The sequence below is a fragment of the Pseudoalteromonas sp. SG43-3 genome, from assembly GCF_014164385.1.
Lineage (GTDB): Bacteria > Pseudomonadota > Gammaproteobacteria > Enterobacterales > Alteromonadaceae > Pseudoalteromonas > Pseudoalteromonas distincta.
Genome location: NZ_JACJFC010000022.1, coordinates 16212 through 40093, shown reverse-complemented (window position 1 = coordinate 40093; position 23882 = coordinate 16212). Strand labels below are relative to the sequence as shown.

Sequence of the window (23882 nt, the reverse complement as noted above, 5' to 3'; positions counted from 1 at the left end):
TTAGCTATACCAGTTATAAAAGGATAACATGCAACCGCTTAATATTGAATTTAATGACTCAAACAAAGCTAAGTACATACAAGTTGCAGATGCTTTGCGTGGTTCTATCGTAAAGGGAGATATTGCACCTGGTATAAAACTCAGTTCTGCTCGAGTTATGGCGCAAACGTATCAGTTAAATCGCCATACAATAATGAACGCATTGCAGTTATTAGTAGCCGAAGGATGGCTAGAATCCCATGAACGCTCTGGGTATAGCGTCACTCAAACACTACCAATTCAAAGCAGTGCTAACTGTGATCACACGCCAGTTTTAACACCAAAACCTTATAAATTTGCTACAGAGTTAGCCGTGCCTATTCCGGCAATGAATTTAAAAGACTACGTATATAATTTCGCAGGTGGACTTCCTGATTTAAATAGCTTTCCCTATAAAGAATTTAAACGCTCTATGAGCCATGTATTTAATCATTTAGATATCAGTAAACTTCATTATGGTGATATAGGTGGAGTGAGTGAGCTAAAAACTCAGATAAGTGATTACTTACATAAAACTAGAAGTTTAAAAGTATCAGACTTACTTGTATGTAATGGCTCACAAGAAGCTTTGTTTTTAATTTCAAAGGCCTTTATAAGTAAAGATGACTTCTTAGCCGTTGAGACTTTAGGCTACCCACCAGCACGCAAAGCCTTTGCTGCTTGTGGCGCGCAATTAATAGATATAAAACAAGATGAATATGGTTTATGTGTTGAGGACTTAAAAGCGCAACTTAGACGATATCCAATAAAAATGCTGTACTTAACCCCGCTGCATCAATACCCAACTACCGTTACGCTTTCGCCCACACGGCGCATGCAAATTTATCAATTATGTTATGAGTATGGCGTAATGATTATTGAAGATGATTACGATCACGAGTTTCATTATCGCTGTCAGCCATTGCAACCTATGGCTGGGGACGATCCCGCTGGGATTATTATTTACTTATCTACATTTTCTAAAATCATGTTCTCAGGCGCTAGAATTGGCTACATTTGTGCAGCTCCTGAAGTATTAGCACAGTTAACCGCATGGAAGCAGTTAATGAATCATAAAAATGATGTGGTTATGCAGCTAGCCGTTGCGCACTTTATGCAAGAAGGTGGATTTGAGCGCCACTTGAAACGCATGACTAAACACTATAAACAACGTTATGAAGCAATGGACAACACGTTAGCGTTGCTGCAATCACAGGGGCTACCAATAGAGTATAAAAAGCCAGACGGCGGTATGGCAATGTGGGTTAACTTAAATAAAAATACGAGTAATATAAAACAAGCAATGCAAAGTAAAAGCGTATATTTACAAGCGGAATCTGAATTTTACTTTGCTGACTCAGTGAGGAGTTTAATGCCCAAGCAATATAGTTATGTTCGCTTAGGCTTTGCAGGGCAATCAACCGAGGCAATGAAGCAAGGGCTCAAACTAATCACTGAATATAAGTAACTAGATACCGTTAATTATTTCTTAAAATCATCCGCATTGTAATAAAGTGGTTTAAGCGTACCGCAATTAATAAATTTATAGGTAAGCTCATTTTCAGGTGGTACACGTTTAGATGTCCGAAACTTTTGCATACAGGCGTTAACTAAATCGACAAAAATAAGATGGTTATAGCTCGGCGCTTTTTGAATTTTATGAATATAAATACGCTCAGTACCGTTTAGTGTGATCATGTCGTAGTCTTGCCATTGTGATGATTCACTCAACTCTTTAAGCTCTCTAGCATATAATTGCTTATCCAAGACCAGTTCTTTTTTTGAATAAATTAAACTGCCACCTTGTTGATAATCACCCTCGTAAATATCGGCAGTAATTGTAATTTCCTCACCACGCATTAAATGCTGAATATTAAACGCTAGTGGCTTTACGGTGATTAGTTCTGCATTTCTAACAAAGCCTAAAAATGCAACATCGGGGTTCCCTATTTTATAAACTACTTGCACATTATTGGGTGAATTATAAGCAGGTAAATTCATTGCTATAATAGACGAACCTTGATTAACCAACACCATAGGGTGCTCAGCATTGTAAGCGGGGTCTACCGGTGGAAGTTCTGCTTTTTCTTCTTCAGCTGCGGCAAAGCCACTTAAAGTGATTAGTAATAAAGTAAGTAGTAGGCGCATTATAATCTCAATTAATTTATGAGCTTAAATTGTAGTATAAAAATATATATTACATTGAGCTAATTGTACTTAATATTCAAATGTTAGGCGTATTGTAAAAGGCTCAAATGAGCCTTTTACAATTGAGGGTAATCACAATTAAATAAACGTTACTTAATTGCTTTTTTCACTTCTCGCCAATCTATTATTTTAAAGTTTTGTGGTTGCTGCGGTAGTCGGTTATATCCATCTTGTACAACTAAAATACCTTCAGGATAACCCGGTAGCGCTTTCGATGTTACGGTTAACCCATCAGTTTCTGATGCGCCATCAATACCGTTAACCAAGTCACTTACTATATTAAACTTACCTGCAAACTCTAAACTGGGTGTTTTAACATCCTGAATATTATTACTTATTTTATACAGCACGTAGCTATCATCGCCTTGGCTAGAAACAACTAAGTAACGTGCGTTTGTGCCGTGGTAAATTTCCATACCCTCAACATCATCAACAAGTTGCTCATTTATGCCTTGTAGCATAACCGGTGTATTATCAGCTGTAGGCTCAGCGCCTATATACCAAATACCGGCGTCTTCCTCACCTGCAAAAAGTTCACCACGTGCATCATCTGCACTACAGCCTTCTGGTTGGCTAGGTAGATTAAATTCTCGAACTAATTTACCTGTTACTTTATCGCCACTTTCGTCGAGTTTATATTGCTGATAAAGACCTGACTTATCATTAACAAATACATAATTCCCTGTTGCTGATGAATACATACACATGCCGTATATTTCGCTGAGATTGGTTGCAATATCATTAAGGTGTTTTACCTCGTTATTATCAACTGTTAAAACACTTATGCTGTTATTTGTCCGATTACTCGCGGTTATTAAAGTATTCGTACTATTTTTAATACTAGGGTGTTGGCGAACATCTACATTATTTAAGCGACCAATCTCGATTGATTGTTCAAGCCAGCCTTGTAAGTTGTAAACCATTAAGCCTCGACGTTTATCTGTGCCTAAAATTAAGCTTTTTGCAGGGTTACTTGAGTTTACCCAAATAGCGGGATCATCTGCGGCATCACCAAATGCTTGTACAGGCGTTGTTTGTGCACTGGCATGTATATGTGTCAATTTTTTAACAGTGTTTTTACCCGCATTTTTAACTGGTGTTGCTGGTATTGTACTTTGTGTATATGCGCCTGTTTCATCGTTATATAACACCGCAATAGCCTTATTGTTTGCGGTGTATTTAACCGCAACAGACTCTAAAGCTAAATTGCCATTTAGTTGCCAATGATTAATGCTTTTAGTAACAGGGTTATAGGCATAAATTGTATTATCATGTGTACTTGTAAACCACAGCGTGCCGTCGGTTGATGTAAAAAGAGCGCCTATTTCGCTATTTAGTGAGCCAAAAGGAGCAACGAGTGCTATTGGTTTTTTATCAGCTTGCGACTCTGCATTGGCATTTATAGACCAAATACCCACTTCACCTTCACTTACAAAAAGTGTGTTGCTTTGCTCGCTCACAGCGCATCCTGCAGCTTCGCTTACTCCTGCAAATTCACGCATGCTTACATTTGTTGTTTCATTATTACTTGTGTCGTAAATAACAGTTTCGGTAATCAAACCTCGTACATCAGGCACAAATGCCGACACAGTATTATTGTTTTTATTATTAAATAAACACACCGTATCGGGCTGAGCTTGTGGTGGGCTAATACGAGTTAACTCTTTTATATTCCAGCTGCTATTGGCTTGCTGTAATTTAAAAATAACGACGTTATCTTGGTCATTATCAATGGTCGCTAATAAATAAGTGGAGTTATTAAGTGCACTTATAGAAAGCGCCTCAAAACTACCTTTAGCAATGTTTTTACTCTGCTGGTTTTGGCTGTTTACCATTACCAAGCCTTGGCTTTCGCTTGCTAGCAGCCAGTTGTTGTCATTAATCCATACGGCTTGCGAGCCTTGCATATTCTCGCTTGGGCCAAAAGCATTGCTCTCGATAGACTCAAATGCTTTTTTAGTTGATATGTTATAGCTACAAGCACTTAAGGTGCTTATTAGCAGGCTTGTAAGCACTAAACCTTTTACTTTATTTAATTTAAAATTCATTATAATTCCTTTGCTGATCAGAGCGTTTTGAGTAACGTATCGAAAGTCACTTCATTGTTACCACGCAAACACCATGATTTAAAATGCGTAACGCAGCATTAATTGATAAACCGGACCCGCTTCTTCAGATTCAATTTCGTACTCATCAAAGCTACGATCGAACTGATCTGATACGGTATCAAACTTATTAAAGGTTTCGTCTTTACTTGCATCAAGCAGGTTTGAGCCCACTAAACGCAGCGTTACGTTTTCCCAGCGTTTTTCTATAAACACTTCAAAATCGGCACTGTAAGATGTTGTTACTTCTTCACCTACAATACGCCCATAAGCATCACCTTGCTTACGGTAAGTTGCACCAAATGCAGCTTTGAGTTCGGGTAAGTCTTGAATAAACCCAACGTTATAAACGTAGTCTGATTGATCGTTAAATTTTCGAGACCCAAAAAAGTCGGTTACTTCACTATCAAGCCATGAGTAATTTAAAAATACTCCAGTATTAGGCATGCTAAATGCGCCAAGCGGAGTAGATAAATCAAGCTCAACTCCTTTTACATTGCCATCGCCTGTGTTACGAGGCTGCAATACAAATGTACCTTCTCCTTCAGAGCCTTCTTGTCCTGTATTTGCTATTTCTATTAGGTCGTTTACTTTGCGGTAAAATAAATTAATGCCTACAACGCCACTTTTACCTAAGCGGTATTCGTAGCCTAAATCCATACCCCAAGCTGATTCTGGTTTTAATTCTGGGTTACCTAGTTGGTCGTTATCGCCAAGTTCTTTTTCGATAAGTGCTGGTGTTAAAAAATCAAACTCGGGGCGTCGTAAACTACGCGCAACAGAGGCGCTAACGCGTCCATTCTCACTTACGTTATAACGAAAATGTGCAGAAGGTAGAACAAAGTCGTAATTGTTATCTTCGGTTACACCAATTGTTTTATCATTAATTTTTGAATCAGTAGACTCCCAGCGAATGCCCAATTCCCAGGCAAATAAATCATCTTGGTGTTTAATAAGGGCAAACACATCAAAGCGGTCTTCCTCTAGCGTGTTTACGCCACCAATAACCGGTTCAAATTCACTGGTAAATACAGCCAAAGATAAAGGTGTTCCCACATATTGATCCCAGCTTGTAAGTGCTAATTCAAGCTCGTCTTCGGCTTCAAAAATATTGCTATCGCGCTTTTTATTTTGTAAAAATGCACCAAACTGAATTTCTTTATTGTCACCCCAAGGTTGGCTATGTTGCCACTGCAGGGTCCATTCTTTATCGTCTATGTCACTTTGAGCTTGTTCTTCTTCAAATATTATTGGCAGCTCTGACGTATCAAGCTCTACTTCTTGCTCGTATACCGACTCGTCAAATTTGGCGATACCAAACTTTAATTTACTTGTGCCGTTTAGCAGTGGAAATTCATAGGCGGTATTGATGTTGTAATTAGTTTGGTCAATATATTTAACATTGGCATTATCGGTTTCTAGGTTTCCGCCATTTACAATATCATTGCTGGTTGCTGTGGTATCGTCGTACTCAAACGAACGTTCATCCTCAGTGCGCTCTGTATCAACCCACATGGCGCTAATATTAAATTGGCTATCGTTATCAAAAACAATTTCGTAACTGGCGTTTAGTGATGTGTCGTCGCCATCGCGAGTGTCAGATTGGTCTTCGCGGTTATCAAACTCTTCGGTTTGAAAATTTATATTGTTTTCAGGGCTATCGCCGTAGCGCAGGCTGGTTTTTTGTTTTGGGTTATATCTGCCTTGTAAATTTGCACCAAGTAATAATCGCCCTCCAGCAAATTCAGTACCGTACACTGCAGCCAAGCTTTCTTTAAACTCGCCATCATCATAAAGCAAGCCGCCAGCACGTAAGTAACCACCATCTAAGCTGTAACCATCGCGCAGTACAATATTTAATGTGCCCGCTATCGCATCGGCTGAGCGATTGGCACTTGATGAGCGAATAATTTCAACGCGTTCAATTAATTCAGCCGGAATTCGGTCAACAAAAAATGAACGGTCGGCACCTGCGCCAGGTACTTCTTCACCGTTTATAAGTACCTTTGTATAAGCAGGGCTCAAGCCCCGCATACGTGCACCATCCGATTCAAGCACATCCGATAAAAATGTAACACTGGGTACTCGTTTTAATGCATCGCCTGCGGTTAAAGGTTCAAAACGTTGAAAGTACTCTTGTGAGTATTCTAAGGTTGGCGCGAGTTCGTCAGAGCGATTTCTATAACCAATTTCACCGTATACAACAATTTTATCAGAAACTTCTATATCTTTTTTCGTGGTTTCTTTTGCATCATCTTCTGCATAAGCCGTTAAGTTACATAAAGCTAATGCGGCTACCAGTGCTTTTATTTTAAAGTGTTTCATTGTATTTGCTCTTGGTTATTACAGGGTTGTTTCTTGGTATGGCGAGCAAGCTAAAGATAATTGATTACGTAAATGTGACAGGGTTTATTTTAAATACATGTATTTAGAGGTACTTGAGCAATATGTAGAGCGTATTGAGCTTTTATCACTCCCTGTAAAGGCTGGTGTTATCTACTGTGCAGGGCTGTTTTTAAGGTATGTATCATCTAGTTGTCACATAGCTGAGCTAATATGACCCTGCTAACACAAGCTTGTATGAACTAACTTTAAAGCTCATTTATAAACGAGATACTGCACATGCGATTTAACCCTTTTATCAGCCACCGATTACTAATAAACGCTATTATTGCGATGTTTTTTAGCGCTGTGTTTTTAAGTAGTTATTTAGGAGTATTAAAAACTTACGCCAGTATTCAGTGGCTCGATATTATGGGAGAGGGTGGTATTGTATTAATGACACTTGTATGGATTATCGCGTTATTAATTTCAAGACCACCGAGTAAAGTAACCACTTACTTAGTGATAGGTGTTGGGCTATTTATGTTCTCGGCAACGCTCGATTTACTTGATGAATGGCTAATGCACCCCGCGCACCAATGGCTGAGTTGGATTGAATCTCTGCCCGCTCCGTTAGGCATGTTATTAACAAGTATAGGTTTGTATTATTGGCATCAAGAGCAGTATGTATTAAATCGTCAGCTACGCCGCCGTGAAGCGCATTTACGTGAGCACGATAAGGTGTGTTCAATAACGGGTCTTTATAAGGCGCAGTATCTAGATTCAGCAATTAATGAGCAACTTACGAGCAAACAACCACTCTGGCTTGGGGCTATTGATATTCGTGATTTTTCGCATTTTAATAGTGAGTTTGGCTTTAGTGAGGGCGACCGGTTACTGCGTGAAATTAGCGAGCTATTGTTAATGAATTGCCGACTAAGTGATGTAGTGTGCCGCTACGCAGGAGATTGCTTTATGGTATTGATGCCAGCCACCACAGAGCAGCAAGCTAAAGAGTTGATGGCACAAATTAAAGGAGCTCTAAAGCATTGTGCATTTAAAGTTGAAGCATCTAAAAAAGCAAAGTTTCAATATGTCACTACCGCCTTAATACAAGGTAATACGCATAGCAGTACAGGTAAACTAACAAGCCAACTGCATAGTCAATTACAACAAAAAAAGCATCAACTAAAAGTAGCGCACCGTGCACATGTTTGTTAGCCAAGACGACAAATATTTAAGCGCTCAAGGGCTTATTACGTCAGCTGTAGAGCTTGCTCAAAGCCGAAACATAAATTTACATAAGCTGCTACGCGGTACCGGTATTTTTGAACAAGACTTACTTAACTTTCAGCATACATTTAGTGTGTCTCAGCAGGTGCGTTTATTAGCTCAATTTAAGTTGTTGATGAAAAGTACTGACAGTGGTTTTTTACTCGGTAGCCAACTTATTAACGACACTCGAGCCGAAGCTCAGGCATTAAAATATAGCGATAATTTAGCTCAAGTATTAAAGCAATTATCACTTTTAAGAATGCAATTAGCGCCTTTGCTGTTTAGCCAAACGTATATTAAAAACGATAATGTTTATATTTATATTCAGCCAGCACATGGGTTTGATGAAAGCCTTTACCACTATGTGCTAGAGATATACAGCACTGCATTTTATAGTTTACTTAAACGAGTGAGCGAAAGTTACCCGCATTGTCAGTTCGACTTTGCTTTTAAACGCCCTCGGCATATTCAAGAATATGAGCAAAATTTAGGGCTAAAGGTAAGTTTTGATAAGCCATGTACTCGCTGGGTATTAAATAAAACCATGTTAAGGGCTAAAAACCCGCATGCGAGTCAATTACGATTTATGCAAGCGCAGTCGCAGCTACATAATAAAAGCGTAGTTAGCATGACTTTTATTGAAGCCGTCTGCAGATACTTATACTCTCACCCAAGTGCTAATTTAGAGTGCACCGCAAAGCACTTTGCTATGAGCTCAGCTACATTTAAGCGCAGACTCAAACTCAATGGGGTACGCTTTTCAGCGTTAATAGATGAGCAAAATAAGCACAAAGCTATTTACCTACTTACTCTGTGCGCTAAACATAACGAACAAGTCGCTGAACATTTAGCTTTTTACGATATACCTAACTTTCGGCGCGCCTTTAAACGCTGGACAGGCTTAACACCTAATCAGTTAAAAGCGCAATAAGTTACTCAGTTGCCATGTCTATGGAGTGCAACAATGTTCGTGCATTTAAATGAAGATTTGGATCTTCTGGGTTTGACGTATTAGTCAGCCAAATTACATTGCCTTCTTTATTTACAAATAATGTAGTAGGTGTGCCTCGTATACCTAATTGCTGTGCTATTGCATCGGCTTTTACAGCTGTTTTAAAAGTATAACCTCTTTCGCTAAGTGCTTTAGCGGGAGTAGCATCGTCATCTTCTTCAAAGCTCACGGCAATAACTTTTAATCCCATATCATCAATTTTTTGAAGTGCTGGCTGCAGCTTTTTACAGTACGGACACCATGTTGCCCAAAAGTGTAAAACGTAAGGTTGACCTAATAAATCTTGAGTATTGAGTGGCGACCCATCAGCCATTTGTAAATTTAATGTTGGCAATTTAGGATATGTTGCTTCTGAGCTTGTATCTTGTGCGTAAGCTGTAAAGCTTAATAAAATTAGCGTGATGGTAATAAATAGCTGTTTCATAATATGCTCTTTTTTATTTTACATATTAAACAAGAACGATAATTTAACATTTTTATTTCAAACTAAAAGCCAGCAGCTTGTTCAACAACAATAGCGTGGCGTTTAGCGAGGCGTAGGTGATCTCTATCGTAACCTCCACCTATCACAGTAGCTACAGGTGTATTGTGTTCAAGGCAGCGTTTTAGCACTAAATGGTCACGTTTAGCTATGCCATCCCAGCTAATATCTAACTTACCCAAGCCATCACCTTGCCAAATATCAACGCCAGCATCGTAAAGTACTAAGCTTGGGTTTAGCTCTTTAAGTAAATAACTTAGTGTTTCGTTAACTATGGCAAGGTATTCGTCGTCCTTCATATTATTTGCCAGGCCAATGTCTAAATCGCTAGCGGACTTTCTAAAGGGGAAGTTTTTTTCACAATGGATAGAGCAAGTATACGCATAGGGTTGATGCTTTAACATTGCAGCTGTGCCATCACCTTGGTGCACGTCTAAATCAAAAATAAGTACGTTAGTTACCTCACCCGATGTAATTAAAGTTTGCGTGGTAAAGGCCAAATCGTTAACCATACAAAAACCAGAACCAAAGTCATTATGTGCGTGATGTGTACCACCAGCAAGATGACACGCTATACCGTGTTTAAGTGCTAAGCGGGCTGTCTGTAGCGTTCCTTGAGGGGCTGTAAATGTACGTGCCATAAGCTCTTTTGACCAGGGTAGACCAATGCGACGCATGGCTTTTTCATCTAAGCGGTTGTGCCATAAATCTTGGATATAATTATCGCAATGCACAAGCTCAAGCGGCTCTGGCGTGCCTAATATTGGCTCAACTAGGTTACTGCCGATTAAACCAAGCTCTGCAACATGTTGATATAAATGTGCAAATTTACTCATTACAAAGCGATGTTTAGGATCAAAGCTAAACGAGTAGTTAGGATGGTATACCAAAGGCAAATGAGGATTTAAGCGCATATTTACAAGCTTTATAAAGTTTGCGCTATGGTAATCAACTTAAGAGAATGAGTCTATTGTGAGTCATTAATAAGTGACGCTAATTCGCGATGCAGTAGCTCATCATCGGCTAAGTTTAGCTCTATTAAACGCTTTAAATAAGTAATACTGTCTATATCAATGTGATGGCATTTTAAACCAATATGATCGGCTTCAATATGGCAAATCACTACTTCCATTTTTATTTCTATATCGCTTTGAGGTAATGTAAAACGCAGTATTGCTTGCGTATTGTGGCTGCCAATAAATGCATCACAATTAGTAACCAACGCGCCATGTAACGATAGATCGAGTAATTTACACGGATACTGTTGGCTATCAAAACATAACAGAGCGTTAGTTGAAAATAGCACACGAGAAAACTGTCGACGATTTTGCATAACCTAATTTAGCCTTACTGTTTTTATAATAAATTAAGCATAGCGGGTAATTCTCTACATGCTAGCAAGATGTGCTCCTGTAATGCTGGTGGCATAAAAAAGCCCTGCAAAGTGCAGGGCTTAAGTTATACAAACATAAAATTAACCAATATTTTTAGCCAATTTTTTTGTATTTAATACGTTTAGGTTGAGTTGCCTCAGCGCCTAGGGTCTTTTTAAGCCACTCTTCATATTCAGTGTAGTTACCATCAAAGAAGTTAATTTGACCTTCGTCGCGGTAATCTAAAATATGTGTAGCAATACGGTCAAGGAACCAACGGTCATGCGAGATACACATTACACAACCTGGGAACTCTAAAATAGCGTTCTCCAGTGCACGTAGTGTTTCAACGTCCAAGTCATTGGTTGGCTCATCGAGTAGTAACACATTGCCGCCAGCTTTTAATAACTTAGCAAGGTGTAAACGGTTACGCTCACCACCTGATAGGTCTTTAACAAACTTTTGCTGATCGTTACCTTTAAAGTTAAAGCGACTTACATATGCTCGGCTTGGGAACTCAAAGTTACCAATTTTCAGTACGTCTTGTCCGTCTGATATTTCTTGGAAAACAGTTTTGCTTTCGTCCATACCGTCGCGGAACTGATCAACAGTAGCTAGGTGTACTGTTTCGCCAACACTGATGCTACCGCTGTCTTGCGTTTGCTCACCGCTTATCATTTTAAACAGCGTTGATTTACCCGCGCCATTCGCGCCAATAATGCCCACAATGGCACCTTTTGGCATGCTAAAGCTTAAGTCATCAATTAAAACTCGATCGCCAAAACTCTTACGAAGATTAGTTACTTCAAGTACTTGGTCACCTAAACGCGGACCAGGTGGGATAAACATCTCGTTAGTTTCGTTACGTTTTTGGTAATCAGACTGCTGCATTTCAGTAAACTGAGCCATACGTGCTTTTGACTTAGCTTGACGACCTTTAGGGTTTGAACGAACCCATTCAAGTTCTTGCGCAATTGATTTTTGACGTGCTTTTTCAGATTTTTGTTCTTGCTGTAAGCGCGCATCTTTTTGTTCAAGCCAAGAAGAGTAGTTACCTTCCCATGGAATACCTTCACCACGGTCAAGCTCTAATATCCAACCAGCTACATTATCAAGGAAGTAACGGTCATGCGTTACAGCCACAACAGTGCCTTCGTAATCGTGCAAGAAGCGCTCTAACCATGCAACCGACTCAGCATCCAAGTGGTTAGTAGGTTCATCAAGGATAAGCATGTCTGGTTTTTCAAGTAATAATCGACATATAGCAACACGGCGACGCTCACCACCTGAAAGGTGCTCAATTTTAGCATCCCACTCTGGCAGGCGAAGTGCATCAGCTGCGCGTTCTAAAACGTTGTCGATGTTATGACCATCGTGCGCCTGAATAACAGCTTCAAGCTCGCCTTGCTCTTTTGCAAGTGCGTCAAAGTCAGCGTCTTCCATGGCGTATTCGTTATACACTTCGTCAAGACGTTTAAGTGCATGTTTAACTTCGCCAACAGCTTCTTCAACAGTTTCACGTACTGTTTTACTTTCGTCTAAAACAGGTTCTTGCGGTAAATAACCAATTTTAGTACCAGGCTGAGGATGTGCATCACCTTCAAAATCTTGGTCAACACCGGCCATAATACGCAGTAACGTAGATTTACCAGAACCGTTTAAACCAAGCACACCAATTTTAGCGCCAGGAAAAAAGTGCAACGAAATATCTTTTAAGATAGTGCGCTTAGGTGGCACAACCTTAGATACTCGACTCATCGAGAATATAAATTTATCAGGTAAAACCATGGAGGAAAGCCTTCAAATAATAATAAAAATTTCAATGTTGTATTGTAGTGGCTGACGGGTGAAACAGTCAACGAATGCTGTATAGAACAATACACTTACCTAAGCGGTACTTTGTTTTGATTGCTCGTTAAAAACACTACTATTACAGGATTTCTATTGTGTAAAATTCTGTAATCTATTGTTTTATATTGTTCAAATACATTTCATTTTTAACAAAAGTGGTACAGTATATTTACAAGCTGTAAAGTATAAGCAAGTTATATAGGCAGGCCACACTTAGTTTGTTGTTAAACATCACATTATTAAATATTACAAAGGTTTAAAGGAATGAACATGAAAATAGTTACAAGGTTAGGGGCATTACTTTTAGGTTTATACTCATTTTCGAGCCAAGCAGACATACTCCACGTAAATGGTTATTACCAAGGAATAGGGATAGGGTCTACGCAAATTGATGTATACGAGAGTGATAGCATACAGTTTACAACGCTTTACGGCCGGTTTGGATATCAGTTTTCGCGTTACTTTGCATTAGAAGGGCGTATAGGTTTTGGGTTAAATGATGAGTCAACGCCTCTAAACGGAATTGTTTACACTCAGAACCCACAGGACGGTTCGCTGAGTTCAGAATTCATTAAGAGCGAAATCGATTCAAGCCTTGATTTGCAAACAAGTATATTTGTAAAAGCTAATTATCCAATTTCATCTCGAGCTGATGTGTTTTTATTTGGTGGCTATGGTAGAAATAAATTAAGTTACAATGAAGGCGACTTAAAAAACCTTGCAGAATCAATAACTGGTACAGATACAAATTCTACGCTAATAACTGAGCAAAACTACGATGAAGGCGGCGTAACGTACGGAACCGGCATTGACTTTAGGCTAACTCAACGCTGGCAAGTAAGTGCTGAATACCAATATTTTGATACAAATGAAGGCGATATTTACGCTCTTAATTTATCTGTAAATTATCGTTTTTAATTATAATAGCGCTACTGATTTTAGTAGCGCTATTTCAATTCACTAAAACAAAGTACTTCAATATAAATGCATTCCCTCTCATCTATAACTTTTAGTAAATCTTAAAAAAATCATGAAAAAATTTCATTTGGACATCTATACATCTAGAGGTTGATATTTTTTACTTTCAGTTCATAATTAAGCCTCGGTTTTTATGAGCAGGAGTAAAGTATGCCAATTACAGTAAAAGACGAGTTGCCGGCAATTGCACGTTTACGTCAAGAAAACGTATTTGTAATGCCAAAAAGTCGTGCAAAAACGCAAGAAATACGCCCAATGCGTTTGGCTATTTTAAACTTAATGCCTAATAAAGTAGAAACCGAAGTTCAGTTTATTCGCTTACTTGCCAACTCACCTTTGCAAGTAAACGTAGAACTACTGCGCCTCGACACTCACCGCAGTAGCAGCAACTCAGAAGAGCACCTTGATACCTTTTACCGTTACTTTTCTGAGGTTAAAGACAACAATTACGATGCGTTAATAGTAACCGGTGCGCCACTTGCGCATTTAGAATACGACGATGTAGCGTATTGGGATGAGTTAAAGGTTATTATTGATTGGGCTGAGCAACACGTTACCTCTACGTTATTTTCGTGTTGGGCAGCGCATGCAGCGTTATATCACCGTTACAATTTAAAACGCGATTTAAAAGACGATAAACTGTGTGGCGTATTTACTCACCAGTGTTATTTTGATCACGGCGCACTGACTCGCGGATTCGACGATACCTTTTTGGTACCGCACTCACGCTACGGCCATATTGATATAAATAAAATAAACGCCTGTGAAGAACTCGTTGTACTGGCAGGTTCTGAGCGAGTAGGGGCTTACTTACTTAAAAATAAATCGGGTAGTCAAGTGTTTATAACCGGCCACCCAGAGTACGACGCCGACTCGCTAAAAGCAGAATACGAGCGCGATTGTAAAAAAAGCCCTAATGCACCAAAGCCCGAAAATTACTTTCCGGATGACGATGCAACCAAACAACCTTCAAAAACGTGGCAAAGCCATGCTTTTTTACTTTTTTCGAACTGGTTAAATTACTACGTGTACCAAACCACACCGTATGATATTAATTTAGTTAGCCAAGACGTGAGGACTAACAACTATGCCGAATAACGCGCCTACAAATAATAAGCAAGCCGAAATAAGTGCCGCATTAAAAGAACGCATTTTAATTTTAGATGGCGCAATGGGCACCATGATCCAAGATCATAAGCTAGAAGAAGAAGACTATCGCGGAGAGCGTTTTAAAGACTGGCATGTATTAATTAAAGGTAATAACGATTTATTAAGCCTAACCAAGCCCGACTTAATCACTGATATTCATCGTGGTTTTTTATCAGCGGGCGCCGATATTATCGAAACCAACACGTTTAACTCGACCACTATTTCGATGGAAGATTACGACATGGCAAACCTAAGCCGTGAAATAAACCTAGAGTCGGCTAAATTAGCACGCGCAATTTGCGATGAATTTACGGCTAAAACGCCAGAAAAACCGCGCTATGTAGCCGGTGTTTTAGGGCCGACATCTAAAACGTGTTCAATTTCGCCAGACGTAAACGATCCGGGTTACCGAAACGTTACTTTTGATAAGCTAGTTACTGCGTATGTAGAGTCTACCCTTGCATTAATGGAAGGCGGCGCCGATTTAATACTAATCGAAACTATATTCGACACGCTTAATGCAAAAGCCGCCTCGTTTGGTGTAGAAGAAGCCTTTGAACAAGCAGGGCGCACATTACCAGTTATGATCTCGGGCACTATTACTGACGCTTCTGGCCGTACGCTTTCAGGGCAAACAACCGAGGCATTTTATAACTCTATTCGCCATATTAAGCCTATTTCGATTGGTTTAAACTGCGCGCTTGGCCCTGATTTACTGCGCCAATATGTAGAAGAGCTTTCGCGCGTGTGCGAAACCTTTACATCGGTACACCCTAATGCGGGCTTGCCTAATGAGTTTGGTGAATACGACTTAGAAGCGCCTGAAATGGCAGCCGAAATTATCGATTGGGGTAAATCGGGCTTTATTAATATAGTAGGTGGATGTTGTGGCACCACGCCTGCGCATATTCGTGCTTTTGCAAAAGGTCTAGCGGGCGTTAAACCACGCCAATTGCCAGAGCTTGAAGTACGCATGCGTTTATCAGGCCTTGAAGCCTGTAACTTAAATTAAGGAGCCAACATGACCCAACAAATAGCAGTATTTACTAATGTCGGCGAACGTACCAATGTAACCGGTTCTGCCATGTTTAAACGTTTAATCATGGAAGAAGACTTTGAAGCCGCGCTAACAGTGGCCCGCGAACAAGTAGAAAATGGCGCACAGGTTATTGATATAAACATGGACGAAGCCATGTTGGACTCAAAAGCCGCGATGGTTAAGTTTTTAAACTTAATAGCCTCAGAGCCTGATATTTCACGCGTACCCATTATGGTCGACTCCTCTAAATGGGAAGTAATAGAAGCAGGCCTAAAGTGTATTCAAGGTAAGGCCATTGTTAACTCTATATCGCTAAAAGAGGGCGAAGAGCCGTTTATTCGCCAAGCTAAAATAATAAAACGTTTTGGTGCAGCTGCCGTTGTAATGGCGTTTGATACTGACGGGCAAGCTGATACAGCAGACCGCAAATATGAAATATGTGCCCGCAGCTACAAAATATTAGTAGAAGACATTGGTTTTCCACCAGAAGATATTATATTCGACCCTAATATATTTGCCGTAGCCACCGGTATAGAAGAGCACGACAACTACGCAGTAGAATTTATTGAAGGCACACGCCGCATTAAACAAAACTTACCGCACTGTAAAGTGTCGGGCGGGGTGTCAAATGTATCGTTTTCATTTAGGGGTAATAACCCAGTACGTGAAGCTATTCACTCGGTATTTTTATACCACGCCATAAAAGCGGGTATGGATATGGGCATTGTAAATGCAGGGCAACTCGCCGTTTACGACGACATCCCAGAAGAGCTTCGTAAAGCCGTTGAAGACGTAATACTTAACACAGACCCAGGTGCAGGCGAGCGTTTAGTAGAGCTTGCACCAAAATACTCTGGTATGGCACAAGCCGAGCGAGTAGAAGATTTAGAATGGCGCACATGGCCTGTTGAAAAACGCCTTGAGCACGCGCTTGTAAAAGGCATTACTACCTTTATAGATGAAGATACCGAAGAGTGCCGCGCTGCTGCCGATAAACCTATTCACGTAATTGAAGGGCCGTTAATGGATGGCATGAACGTAGTAGGGGATTTATTTGGCGCAGGTAAAATGTTTTTACCACAAGTGGTTAAATCGGCGCGCGTAATGAAACGAGCCGTAGCCTACTTAGACCCATTTATTGAAGCCGAAAAAGAAGAAGGTTCAACCAATGGTAAAATAGTGATGGCGACCGTAAAAGGCGACGTACACGACATAGGTAAAAACATTGTAGGCGTGGTACTACAGTGTAATAACTACGAAGTTATTGATTTAGGCGTAATGGTACCTGCCGATAAAATACTGCAAACCGCCATCGACGAAAAAGCCGATATTATTGGTTTATCGGGCTTAATTACCCCATCGCTTGACGAAATGGTACACGTAGCAAAAGAAATGAAACGCCGTGGTTTTGAACTGCCGCTACTCATTGGTGGTGCAACTACCTCTAAAGCGCACACCGCAGTAAAAATTGAGCCGCAATATGATAAAGGCGTTGTGTATGTAAATAACGCAAGCCGTGCAGTTGGTGTGGTTTCAAACTTATTATCAAAAGACATTAAACCTGACTTTTTAGCTAAAACTAAAGCTGAATATGTAAAAGTACGCGAGCAACAAGCGCGTAAAAAACCACGCTCTAAGCCTGTTACAATCCAGCGCGCACGCGATAACGCAGCAAAGCTTGATTGGGATAACTACACGCCACCAGTGCCTAAAAAGCTGGGCGTGACTGAATTTAAAAATGTATCAATTGCTACTTTGCGTAAATACATAGATTGGACGCCATACTTTATGACGTGGTCAATTGCCGGTAAATACCCGCGCATAATGGACGATGAAGTAGTAGGCGAGCAAGCGCAAAGCTTATTTAAAGACGCTAACGATATGTTAGACGACCTTGAAAAAGCAGGCAGTTTGCAACCACTTGGTGTAATTGGTTTATTCCCGGCTAACCGCGTGGGTGATGACATAGAAATATACACCGACGAAACACGCAAAGAAGTATTAACTACTTCATGCCATTTACGCCAGCAAACCGAAAAAACCGACTTTGCTAATTATTGCCTAGCCGACTACATAGCACCAAAAGGCACGCCTGATTACTTTGGCGCGTTTGCAGTAACGGGCGGCCTAGAAGAAGACGACTTAGCAAATGCGTTTGACGCACAGCAAGACGACTACAACAAAATAATGGTTAAAGCGGTTGCCGACAGGCTCGCCGAAGCGTTTGCAGAATACCTGCACGAAAAAGTACGTAAAGAGTATTGGGGTTTTGCACCAGACGAAAACCTAGCAAACGATGAGTTAATACGCGAAAACTACCAAGGTATTCGTCCAGCGCCAGGTTACCCTGCGTGCCCAGAGCACACTGAGAAAAAGAAAATTTGGCAGTTGCTCGACACCGAAAAACGCATTGGCATGCAGCTAACCAGCTCGTACGCCATGTGGCCAGGTGCTGCGGTTTCGGGCTGGTATTTCTCACACCCAGAGGCAAAATACTACGCCGTAGCAGCTGTGCAAAAGGATCAGGTAGAAGACTACGCTAAACGAACCAATATGACGCTTGAAGAGGCTGAAAGATGGCTATCGCCTAACTTGGGGTATGATCCGGAATAAAAGCGAAAAGGTTAAATAGCGAAGCGGTCAAAGGTTAAAGCGGTCAGTTTTTAGCTTTCAGCTATCAGTAAAACAAAAACGAGCCAAATTGGGCTCGTTTTTGTTTTAAAGTTTATTAGTGAGCAACTCATTTATTTTATTCGTAACATCTTTTGGAGTTGGTTTAGTCGTTTGGTGTTTTAACCAATCTATTAGCTCCACTCTGACTTTAAAGCCTTCTTTAATGCAATAGCTTTGGGAGCTTACCCAAATATCAGGTGCACCAATTGAGCCTCGGCCATACCAATTACAAATACTATAACCTTCACTCTCAATTTTATTTTCAATAATGTTAGTGTAAACGGGTATGGTAACAACCATAACTAATAAAGTTATTCCACACAGTTTGAACCACTTATTCAGTAGGCTTGGGCTAATTTCAGTGTTCTTAATTTTTAGCCAGAGTAAGCCTGTTAGCGTCCCAAACATTGGAACGCACAAAATTAAACTTGGGCTAAAGCTGCGTTCTTTAAAAATGAGGGCGTTGTTGTTTAAAGCTTCAATTACTGACGATACTTCAACCCATGCCGCAAAAGGTGAGGCTATGGTAAAAATTAAAAACAGTATAAATAAAAAAGCATGTTTAATATTTTCGCTTAAAGTTAATTTTTCAGATGTCATTAAATTATCGTAATTCATTTTAAGAAAGGTAAACCGAAAATTCGGTGCATAAATTCTATGGGGCTTTCTTCATACAAGCGTTGAGCATCATGCAATTGATTTTGTGCTCTTTGTATATTACTTTTTAAGTTTTTTTCCGCTACTCTTAAGCTTGAAGCAATTTTTTCAGATAACTCATCACTATCGATAAAAGTATAAGCAAAAAAAGTTAATGCAGTACCAATCACTATTACAGCTATCATCGGACCTACAGCAACAACAGCAGCTGTGCCTACAATAGAAGAGACAGCATACCATGCAATGCTAGATGATGTAGCGGCAATAGCAACATCAACAGAGAAACCACCTATAAAGTCGTGCCACAGCTTCTCATCATTAACTAATTGTTCTACTGTATGAAATCCTGCAGATATAAGAATGCTAACCAAAAAGCCTGTTTTAATTGATTTTTTTGCGCCGAGTTTACCTATACCAAATGATACAAGTTGTGGGTTGTTCGCTAAATAGCGAGTTCCAGTGAGGTGCCGTCTTAGACCTGGATAACCTTTGAAAATTATATAGTTTTTCCCTGAATAACTTTTTACTTTAAAAGTATCAAAAGCTTTTCCGCTTCTTTTCATTTCTGTTGCTATAGCCGTAACTGCAACTATATCCATCCCAATTGGAATAAGGCCTGAACTATTTTTTATCCAGTCTCTATAAAGTGGCCATAAGTCAGATGAAATATTATTTTTCTCAAATACAGTCTCAAACCAATTAATAATTTTACCAGGACTTTGCCCAGCAAGCTTTTTTAGGCTAACAATATAATCAACAAATTCAGATGCATTCATGTGAACTAGATTATACTGGTTTGACTTTAAGGTTGCAGATAACTGCTTTTCTTTTTGGCGGCTTCTAAGATCTTCCCTGGCGGATATTAACATTTTATTTCCCTATAAATAGTATGTACCTATAATGCATCTATATTATACAATTTGTATGTATAGTCAAAGTTTAAAGTCGGGATTTAGATTTTTAACTCAAAATTATAAATGTCTTAAACATTTAACTTTAAACGATAACACTCAAAACTTTTTATTTGTTACATATTAATAGGCTATTAATGAAGTATCTAAATTACATCTTACTTTGCATATATCTATTTTTCACATCGAACACATTTGCGCTTGAGCAGAAATATCACGAGAGTGTTTTACCTGTTATTGCTGCTTTTAAAACGCAGGATAAAACTGCGATTGCTGCGCATATTCGCTACCCTCTAAAAAGGCAATATCCATTGCCTGACATTAAAAATGAAGCTGAGTTTATTAAACGCTTTGATGAAGTGTTTGACGATGAACTTGTTGCCGTTATTGCCAGTTCAAACATTAATACTGATTGGGAGAAAGTAGGTTGGCGCGGTATTATGCTATATAACGGTGTTTTGTGGGTAGATACAGACGGCAAAATTATAACTGTAAATACTCAAAATGTTAAAGAGCAAGCATTTGCTGAACGATTAATTGAACACGATAAGCAATCTCTGCATTCAAGTGTTAATACTTTTAAAAAACCAATACTCAATTGGAAAACGGCTAACTACCATATTCGCGTTGATGATCTAGACGATGGGAATTACCGTTATGCTGTATGGAGTATTGATAAAAAAATTAGCGAAAAGCCCGACATGATTTTATTAAACGGTGATATTACCTTTGAGGGTAGTGGCGGGAATCATCACTATACGTTTAAAAATGGACGTTACAGTTATGTGTTACAAGTAACCATTATTGGTTGTGATACATCACCGCCAGGCTGGCTTGAAGTTTACAAAGACGAACAACGGGTTTTATCTGAAGATGTTATAAGCGCTATTTAATTTAGTATTAGCAACTTACTTAATAATGAGTAATGTTTTTTAGTACCAAACGTTCTAGTAATTAGTATTTTAATAAAATAGTTCTAAGTGGTAGGCTAAAAAGTAGTAAGTAAATTAAAACCGTCCACGCGCTGTAGGGAGTCGTCCTGTAAAGCGCTTTGCAAGGAGTCTAGTATGATCACCCTTACCATTAATGGTAATAAACATGAGTTTTCTGGCGACCCGTCAACGCCAGTATTATGGTACCTGCGAGATGAATTGAATTTAACGGGCCCTAAATTTGGCTGTGGTATGGCACAGTGCGGTGCGTGTACTGTGCATATTGATGGGGTAGCGCAGCGCTCATGTGTATTACCGGTATCGGCTGTAGTGGGGCGCAATATTACCTCTATTGAAGGGCTAAGCGAGCAGGGCGATCATCCAGTGCAAAAAGCGTGGGTTGAGCATAAAGTGCCGCAATGTGGATTTTGTCAGTGCGGACAAATTATGCAAGCGGCAAGCTTATTAGCAGCTAACCCCAACCCAACTGATGATGAAATAGTGAGTAATATGTCGGGCAATATTTGTCGTTGTGGTACATACCCACGTATTCATAAAGCGATTAAGTCGGCGGCTAAAACCATGGCGGGGGTTGAATATTTTGACCCTAATGAACAAGGGGAAGAGGTATGAAAAACGACAATACGTACTTTGACCTAAACCGCCGCCAATTTTTAAAAACTAGCGCAATAGGCGCATTGGTATTAGGCACATATTTTGTAGGCAGTGCGCCAAAAGCATTTGCTGGCGTGTTAGAGCAACCGTCTGAGCAAGCAAAACGTGCTAACTTATTTATAGCTCTGCGCCCCGATGGCATGGTTGAAATAACCTGCCATCGCTCTGAAATGGGTCAGCAAATTCGCACCGCGATTGCACAAATAGTTGCCGATGAAATGGAAGCCGCGTGGGATAAGGTTATTGTTATTCAGGGTAAGGGCGACCCTAAATACGGCGATCAAAATACCGATGGCTCGCGCAGTATTCGCTACAACATGAAGCGCCTGCGTGAAATGGGCGCAAGTGTGCGTTACATGATGCAGCACGCTGCCGCTAAGTATTGGAAAGTTGACCCGCAGACCTGTACAGCCAATCAACACGTTGTTACACACAGCTCAGGTAAATCGCTTACTTATAAAGATTTAATCGACTTAGCGCTTACAATAACGCCACCAGAAGCTGACAAACTAACACTTAAAACACGCAAAGAATGGCGCTACATTAATACTGGCATGGCGCACATAGATTTAGCCGATTTAGTAACAGGTAAAGCAATATTTGCAGCCGATGTACGCGAACCACAAGCGCTAGTGGCTATAATTGAACGCCCGCCGGTAGTAGGCGGTGTTGTTAAGTCATTTGATGCCAGTGCTACAAAAGCGATAAACGGCGTTGTAGATGTTATTGAAATTCCTGCACCAAAAGGCGCACCGCAGTTTCAGCCAAAAGGCGGTATTGCGATTATAGCTAAAAACACATGGGCTGCATGGCAAGGGCGTAAAGCATTAAAAGTCGTATGGGATGATGGCAAAAATGGCGATTACAATTCAGAAGAATTTAAAAAGTCATTACTAAAAACAGTACAAACTCCACAGGCAAACATACGTGATAAAGGCGATGCCATGGGCGTGTTGGCTAAATCGAGCAATAAACTCGTAGCTGATTATTACGCGCCGCATCTTGCTCAAGCACCAATGGAGCCGCCGTGTGCAACAGCTATGTACAACAAAGATAGTGTTGATATATGGGCTGCTACGCAAAATCCACAAGCCGATATGAAAACAGTGGCGGCAATGCTTGGCATGGATGAGAGCAAAATTAATGTTCACGTTACCATGTTAGGAGGCGGCTTTGGGCGTAAGTCAAAACCTGACTTTTCAGCAGAAGCAGCTTACCTTTCAATGAAAGTAGGCAAACCTATTCGTGTGCAATGGACGCGTGAAGATGACTTACAACATGGTTTTTACCATGCGGTTTCGGCTCAGCACATTGAAGCATCGCTAGATAAAAATGGCGCAATAGAATCTTATTTACACCGCACCGCGTTTTCACCAATTACGTCTACCTTTTCAGAAGGGGCGACTACGCCAGGAAGCTTTGAACTGCGTTTAGGGTTTACCGATAACCCAATTAACACACCTAACATGAAGTTAGAAAACGGTGATGCGCAAGCCAAAGCACGAATTGGTTGGATGCGCTCTGTATCAAATATTTTTCATGCCTTTGCTATTCAGTCATTTATTGGCGAAGCGGCGCACAAAGCCGGTCGCGACCAAAAAGACTATTTACTAGACACCATAGGTCCGAGTCGTATTGTTGATGTAACTGAGCAAAATGCCACATACGATAATTACGGTGGCGATAAAGAGGTTTACCCTTTAGATATTGGCAGACTGCGCCATGTTATTGAAAAAGTAGCTGACATGAGTAAATGGGGGCGAGAACTTCCTAAAGGGCGAGGTTTAGGCATAGCAGCACACAGAAGCTTTTTAACTTACGTAGCTACGGTAGTTGAAGTAGAAGTGTCGGATGCTGGCGATTTAAACGTAATTAAATCGTGGGTTGCCATTGATGCGGGTACGGTTGTAAACACCGATACCGTTAAAAACCAAACCCAAGGTGGCTCTATTTATGGGATTACAACTGCAATCAGCGATGGTATTACCTTTGATAAAGGCCGCGTGCAGCAAAGTAACTTTCATGATTATCGCGTACCGCGTATGAGCGACTCACCTCTTGAAGTTGAAGTTGAAATAGTACAAAGTGATGCACCACCAGCAGGGGTAGGCGAGCCATCTACACCAGTTTATGCGCCAGCATTATGTAATGCTATTTTTGCAGCGTGCGGAAAGCGTATTAGGCAGTTACCGATTGGTAACCAATTAAAAGCGTAGCTAAATA

General features: G+C 40.2%; 19 protein-coding genes. 10 read left to right on the top strand and 9 right to left on the bottom strand.

The genetic code is table 11. The features are described 5' to 3' along the window. Positions 1-28: 28 nt before the first annotated feature. Positions 29-1486, top strand: a complete 1458-nt coding sequence (locus H5157_RS17335) for a PLP-dependent aminotransferase family protein (protein ID WP_182725158.1) — start codon at positions 29-31, stop codon at positions 1484-1486. 14 nt (positions 1487-1500) lie between these two features. Here H5157_RS17335 and H5157_RS17330 read toward each other — a convergent pair whose 3' ends face one another. The 3 genes from H5157_RS17330 to H5157_RS17320 form a co-directional block, all read right to left on the bottom strand. Then, complete coding sequence (locus H5157_RS17330) at positions 1501-2166, bottom strand: hypothetical protein (protein WP_170072017.1); 666 nt, start codon at positions 2164-2166, stop codon at positions 1501-1503. Between the two features lie 149 nt (positions 2167-2315). Beyond that, on the bottom strand, positions 2316-4274 hold the full coding sequence (locus H5157_RS17325) for a phytase (protein ID WP_182725157.1): 1959 nt from the start codon (positions 4272-4274) through the stop codon (positions 2316-2318). A 78-nt stretch (positions 4275-4352) separates the two neighbouring features. Then, the gene (locus tag H5157_RS17320) at positions 4353-6656 is read right to left on the bottom strand and encodes a TonB-dependent siderophore receptor (protein ID WP_182725156.1); all 2304 of its coding nucleotides are present in this window, start codon (positions 6654-6656) and stop codon (positions 4353-4355) included. Between the two features lie 297 nt (positions 6657-6953). On the opposite strand from H5157_RS17320, the gene H5157_RS17315 reads away from it, so the two are divergent. Together H5157_RS17315 and H5157_RS17310 are read left to right on the top strand one after the other, a co-directional pair. Next, complete coding sequence (locus tag H5157_RS17315; protein WP_182725155.1) at positions 6954-7874, top strand: GGDEF domain-containing protein; 921 nt, start codon at positions 6954-6956, stop codon at positions 7872-7874. After that, positions 7858-8859, top strand: a complete 1002-nt coding sequence (locus H5157_RS17310) for an AraC family transcriptional regulator (protein ID WP_024596553.1) — start codon at positions 7858-7860, stop codon at positions 8857-8859. The genes H5157_RS17315 and H5157_RS17310 overlap by 17 nt, the downstream gene beginning before the upstream one ends. 1 nt (position 8860) lies before the next feature. On the opposite strand, the gene H5157_RS17305 is transcribed toward H5157_RS17310, so the two are convergent. The 4 genes from H5157_RS17305 to ettA all read right to left on the bottom strand — a co-directional run bounded on the left by H5157_RS17305 (position 8861) and on the right by ettA (position 12582). Further along, on the bottom strand, positions 8861-9364 hold the full coding sequence (locus H5157_RS17305; protein ID WP_024596552.1) for a TlpA disulfide reductase family protein: 504 nt from the start codon (positions 9362-9364) through the stop codon (positions 8861-8863). Positions 9365-9426: 62 nt separating this feature from the next. Then, positions 9427-10335 carry a histone deacetylase gene (locus tag H5157_RS17300; RefSeq protein WP_182725154.1) on the bottom strand — a complete coding sequence of 303 codons (909 nt, stop codon included), beginning with the start codon at positions 10333-10335 and terminating at the stop codon, positions 9427-9429. 53 nt (positions 10336-10388) lie between these two features. Further along, positions 10389-10754: a PilZ domain-containing protein gene (locus H5157_RS17295; RefSeq protein ID WP_002958114.1), complete on the bottom strand. Its 366-nt coding sequence runs from the start codon at positions 10752-10754 to the stop codon at positions 10389-10391. Positions 10755-10908: 154 nt separating this feature from the next. Next, on the bottom strand, positions 10909-12582 hold the full coding sequence (gene ettA / locus H5157_RS17290) for an energy-dependent translational throttle protein EttA (protein ID WP_024605363.1): 1674 nt from the start codon (positions 12580-12582) through the stop codon (positions 10909-10911). Between the two features lie 333 nt (positions 12583-12915). On the opposite strand from ettA, the gene H5157_RS17285 reads away from it, so the two are divergent. The 4 genes from H5157_RS17285 (at position 12916) to metH (ending at position 18424) form a co-directional block, all read left to right on the top strand. Then, positions 12916-13563: a porin family protein gene (locus H5157_RS17285; protein ID WP_024596549.1), complete on the top strand. Its 648-nt coding sequence runs from the start codon at positions 12916-12918 to the stop codon at positions 13561-13563. Between the two features lie 210 nt (positions 13564-13773). Beyond that, positions 13774-14721 (top strand): homoserine O-succinyltransferase, encoded by a 948-nt coding sequence (gene metA, locus H5157_RS17280; RefSeq protein WP_002958117.1) that lies wholly within the window; start codon positions 13774-13776, stop codon positions 14719-14721. Then, the gene (locus H5157_RS17275) at positions 14711-15784 is read left to right on the top strand and encodes a homocysteine S-methyltransferase family protein (protein ID WP_024605362.1); all 1074 of its coding nucleotides are present in this window, start codon (positions 14711-14713) and stop codon (positions 15782-15784) included. The genes metA and H5157_RS17275 overlap by 11 nt, the downstream gene beginning before the upstream one ends. Positions 15785-15793: 9 nt before the next feature. Beyond that, positions 15794-18424, top strand: a complete 2631-nt coding sequence (metH, locus tag H5157_RS17270; protein WP_002958120.1) for a methionine synthase — start codon at positions 15794-15796, stop codon at positions 18422-18424. A gap of 105 nt (positions 18425-18529) precedes the next feature. Here the strand turns inward: metH and H5157_RS17265 are convergent, their stop codons facing one another. Together H5157_RS17265 and H5157_RS17260 are read right to left on the bottom strand one after the other, a co-directional pair. Next, entirely contained in the window at positions 18530-19084 is a 555-nt protein-coding gene (locus tag H5157_RS17265; RefSeq protein WP_139015404.1) for a hypothetical protein, read from the bottom strand. Between the two features lie 14 nt (positions 19085-19098). Beyond that, a complete protein-coding gene (locus H5157_RS17260; RefSeq protein ID WP_024596762.1) occupies positions 19099-20010 on the bottom strand; it encodes a hypothetical protein in 912 nt (303 codons plus the stop codon). Positions 20011-20189: 179 nt separating this feature from the next. Between H5157_RS17260 and H5157_RS17255 the strand changes: the two genes are divergently transcribed. The 3 genes from H5157_RS17255 (at position 20190) to H5157_RS17245 (ending at position 23875) form a co-directional block, all read left to right on the top strand. Next, positions 20190-20945: a hypothetical protein gene (locus H5157_RS17255; RefSeq protein ID WP_182725153.1), complete on the top strand. Its 756-nt coding sequence runs from the start codon at positions 20190-20192 to the stop codon at positions 20943-20945. 174 nt (positions 20946-21119) lie between these two features. Continuing rightward, positions 21120-21617 (top strand): (2Fe-2S)-binding protein, encoded by a 498-nt coding sequence (locus H5157_RS17250; RefSeq protein ID WP_024598265.1) that lies wholly within the window; start codon positions 21120-21122, stop codon positions 21615-21617. Continuing rightward, complete coding sequence (locus H5157_RS17245; RefSeq protein WP_182725152.1) at positions 21614-23875, top strand: xanthine dehydrogenase family protein molybdopterin-binding subunit; 2262 nt, start codon at positions 21614-21616, stop codon at positions 23873-23875. The genes H5157_RS17250 and H5157_RS17245 overlap by 4 nt, the downstream gene beginning before the upstream one ends. The last annotated feature ends 7 nt before the right edge of the window (positions 23876-23882 follow it).

Bases quoted from the DNA above. Each gene is read 5' to 3' on its own strand.
- H5157_RS17335 (WP_182725158.1), top strand. From the start codon at position 29: ATGCAACCGCTTAATATTGAATTTAATGACTCAAACAAAGCTAAGTAC.
- H5157_RS17330 (WP_170072017.1), bottom strand. From the start codon at position 2,166: ATGCGCCTACTACTTACTTTATTACTAATCACTTTAAGTGGCTTTGCC.
- H5157_RS17325 (WP_182725157.1), bottom strand. From the start codon at position 4,274: ATGAATTTTAAATTAAATAAAGTAAAAGGTTTAGTGCTTACAAGCCTG.
- H5157_RS17320 (WP_182725156.1), bottom strand. From the start codon at position 6,656: ATGAAACACTTTAAAATAAAAGCACTGGTAGCCGCATTAGCTTTATGT.
- H5157_RS17315 (WP_182725155.1), top strand. From the start codon at position 6,954: ATGCGATTTAACCCTTTTATCAGCCACCGATTACTAATAAACGCTATT.
- H5157_RS17305 (WP_024596552.1), bottom strand. From the start codon at position 9,364: ATGAAACAGCTATTTATTACCATCACGCTAATTTTATTAAGCTTTACA.
- H5157_RS17300 (WP_182725154.1), bottom strand. From the start codon at position 10,335: ATGCGCTTAAATCCTCATTTGCCTTTGGTATACCATCCTAACTACTCG.
- H5157_RS17295 (WP_002958114.1), bottom strand. From the start codon at position 10,754: ATGCAAAATCGTCGACAGTTTTCTCGTGTGCTATTTTCAACTAACGCT.
- ettA (WP_024605363.1), bottom strand. From the start codon at position 12,582: ATGGTTTTACCTGATAAATTTATATTCTCGATGAGTCGAGTATCTAAG.
- H5157_RS17285 (WP_024596549.1), top strand. From the start codon at position 12,916: ATGAAAATAGTTACAAGGTTAGGGGCATTACTTTTAGGTTTATACTCA.
- metA (WP_002958117.1), top strand. From the start codon at position 13,774: ATGCCAATTACAGTAAAAGACGAGTTGCCGGCAATTGCACGTTTACGT.
- H5157_RS17275 (WP_024605362.1), top strand. From the start codon at position 14,711: ATGCCGAATAACGCGCCTACAAATAATAAGCAAGCCGAAATAAGTGCC.
- metH (WP_002958120.1), top strand. From the start codon at position 15,794: ATGACCCAACAAATAGCAGTATTTACTAATGTCGGCGAACGTACCAAT.
- H5157_RS17265 (WP_139015404.1), bottom strand. From the start codon at position 19,084: ATGACATCTGAAAAATTAACTTTAAGCGAAAATATTAAACATGCTTTT.
- H5157_RS17260 (WP_024596762.1), bottom strand. From the start codon at position 20,010: ATGTTAATATCCGCCAGGGAAGATCTTAGAAGCCGCCAAAAAGAAAAG.
- H5157_RS17255 (WP_182725153.1), top strand. From the start codon at position 20,190: ATGAAGTATCTAAATTACATCTTACTTTGCATATATCTATTTTTCACA.
- H5157_RS17250 (WP_024598265.1), top strand. From the start codon at position 21,120: ATGATCACCCTTACCATTAATGGTAATAAACATGAGTTTTCTGGCGAC.
- H5157_RS17245 (WP_182725152.1), top strand. From the start codon at position 21,614: ATGAAAAACGACAATACGTACTTTGACCTAAACCGCCGCCAATTTTTA.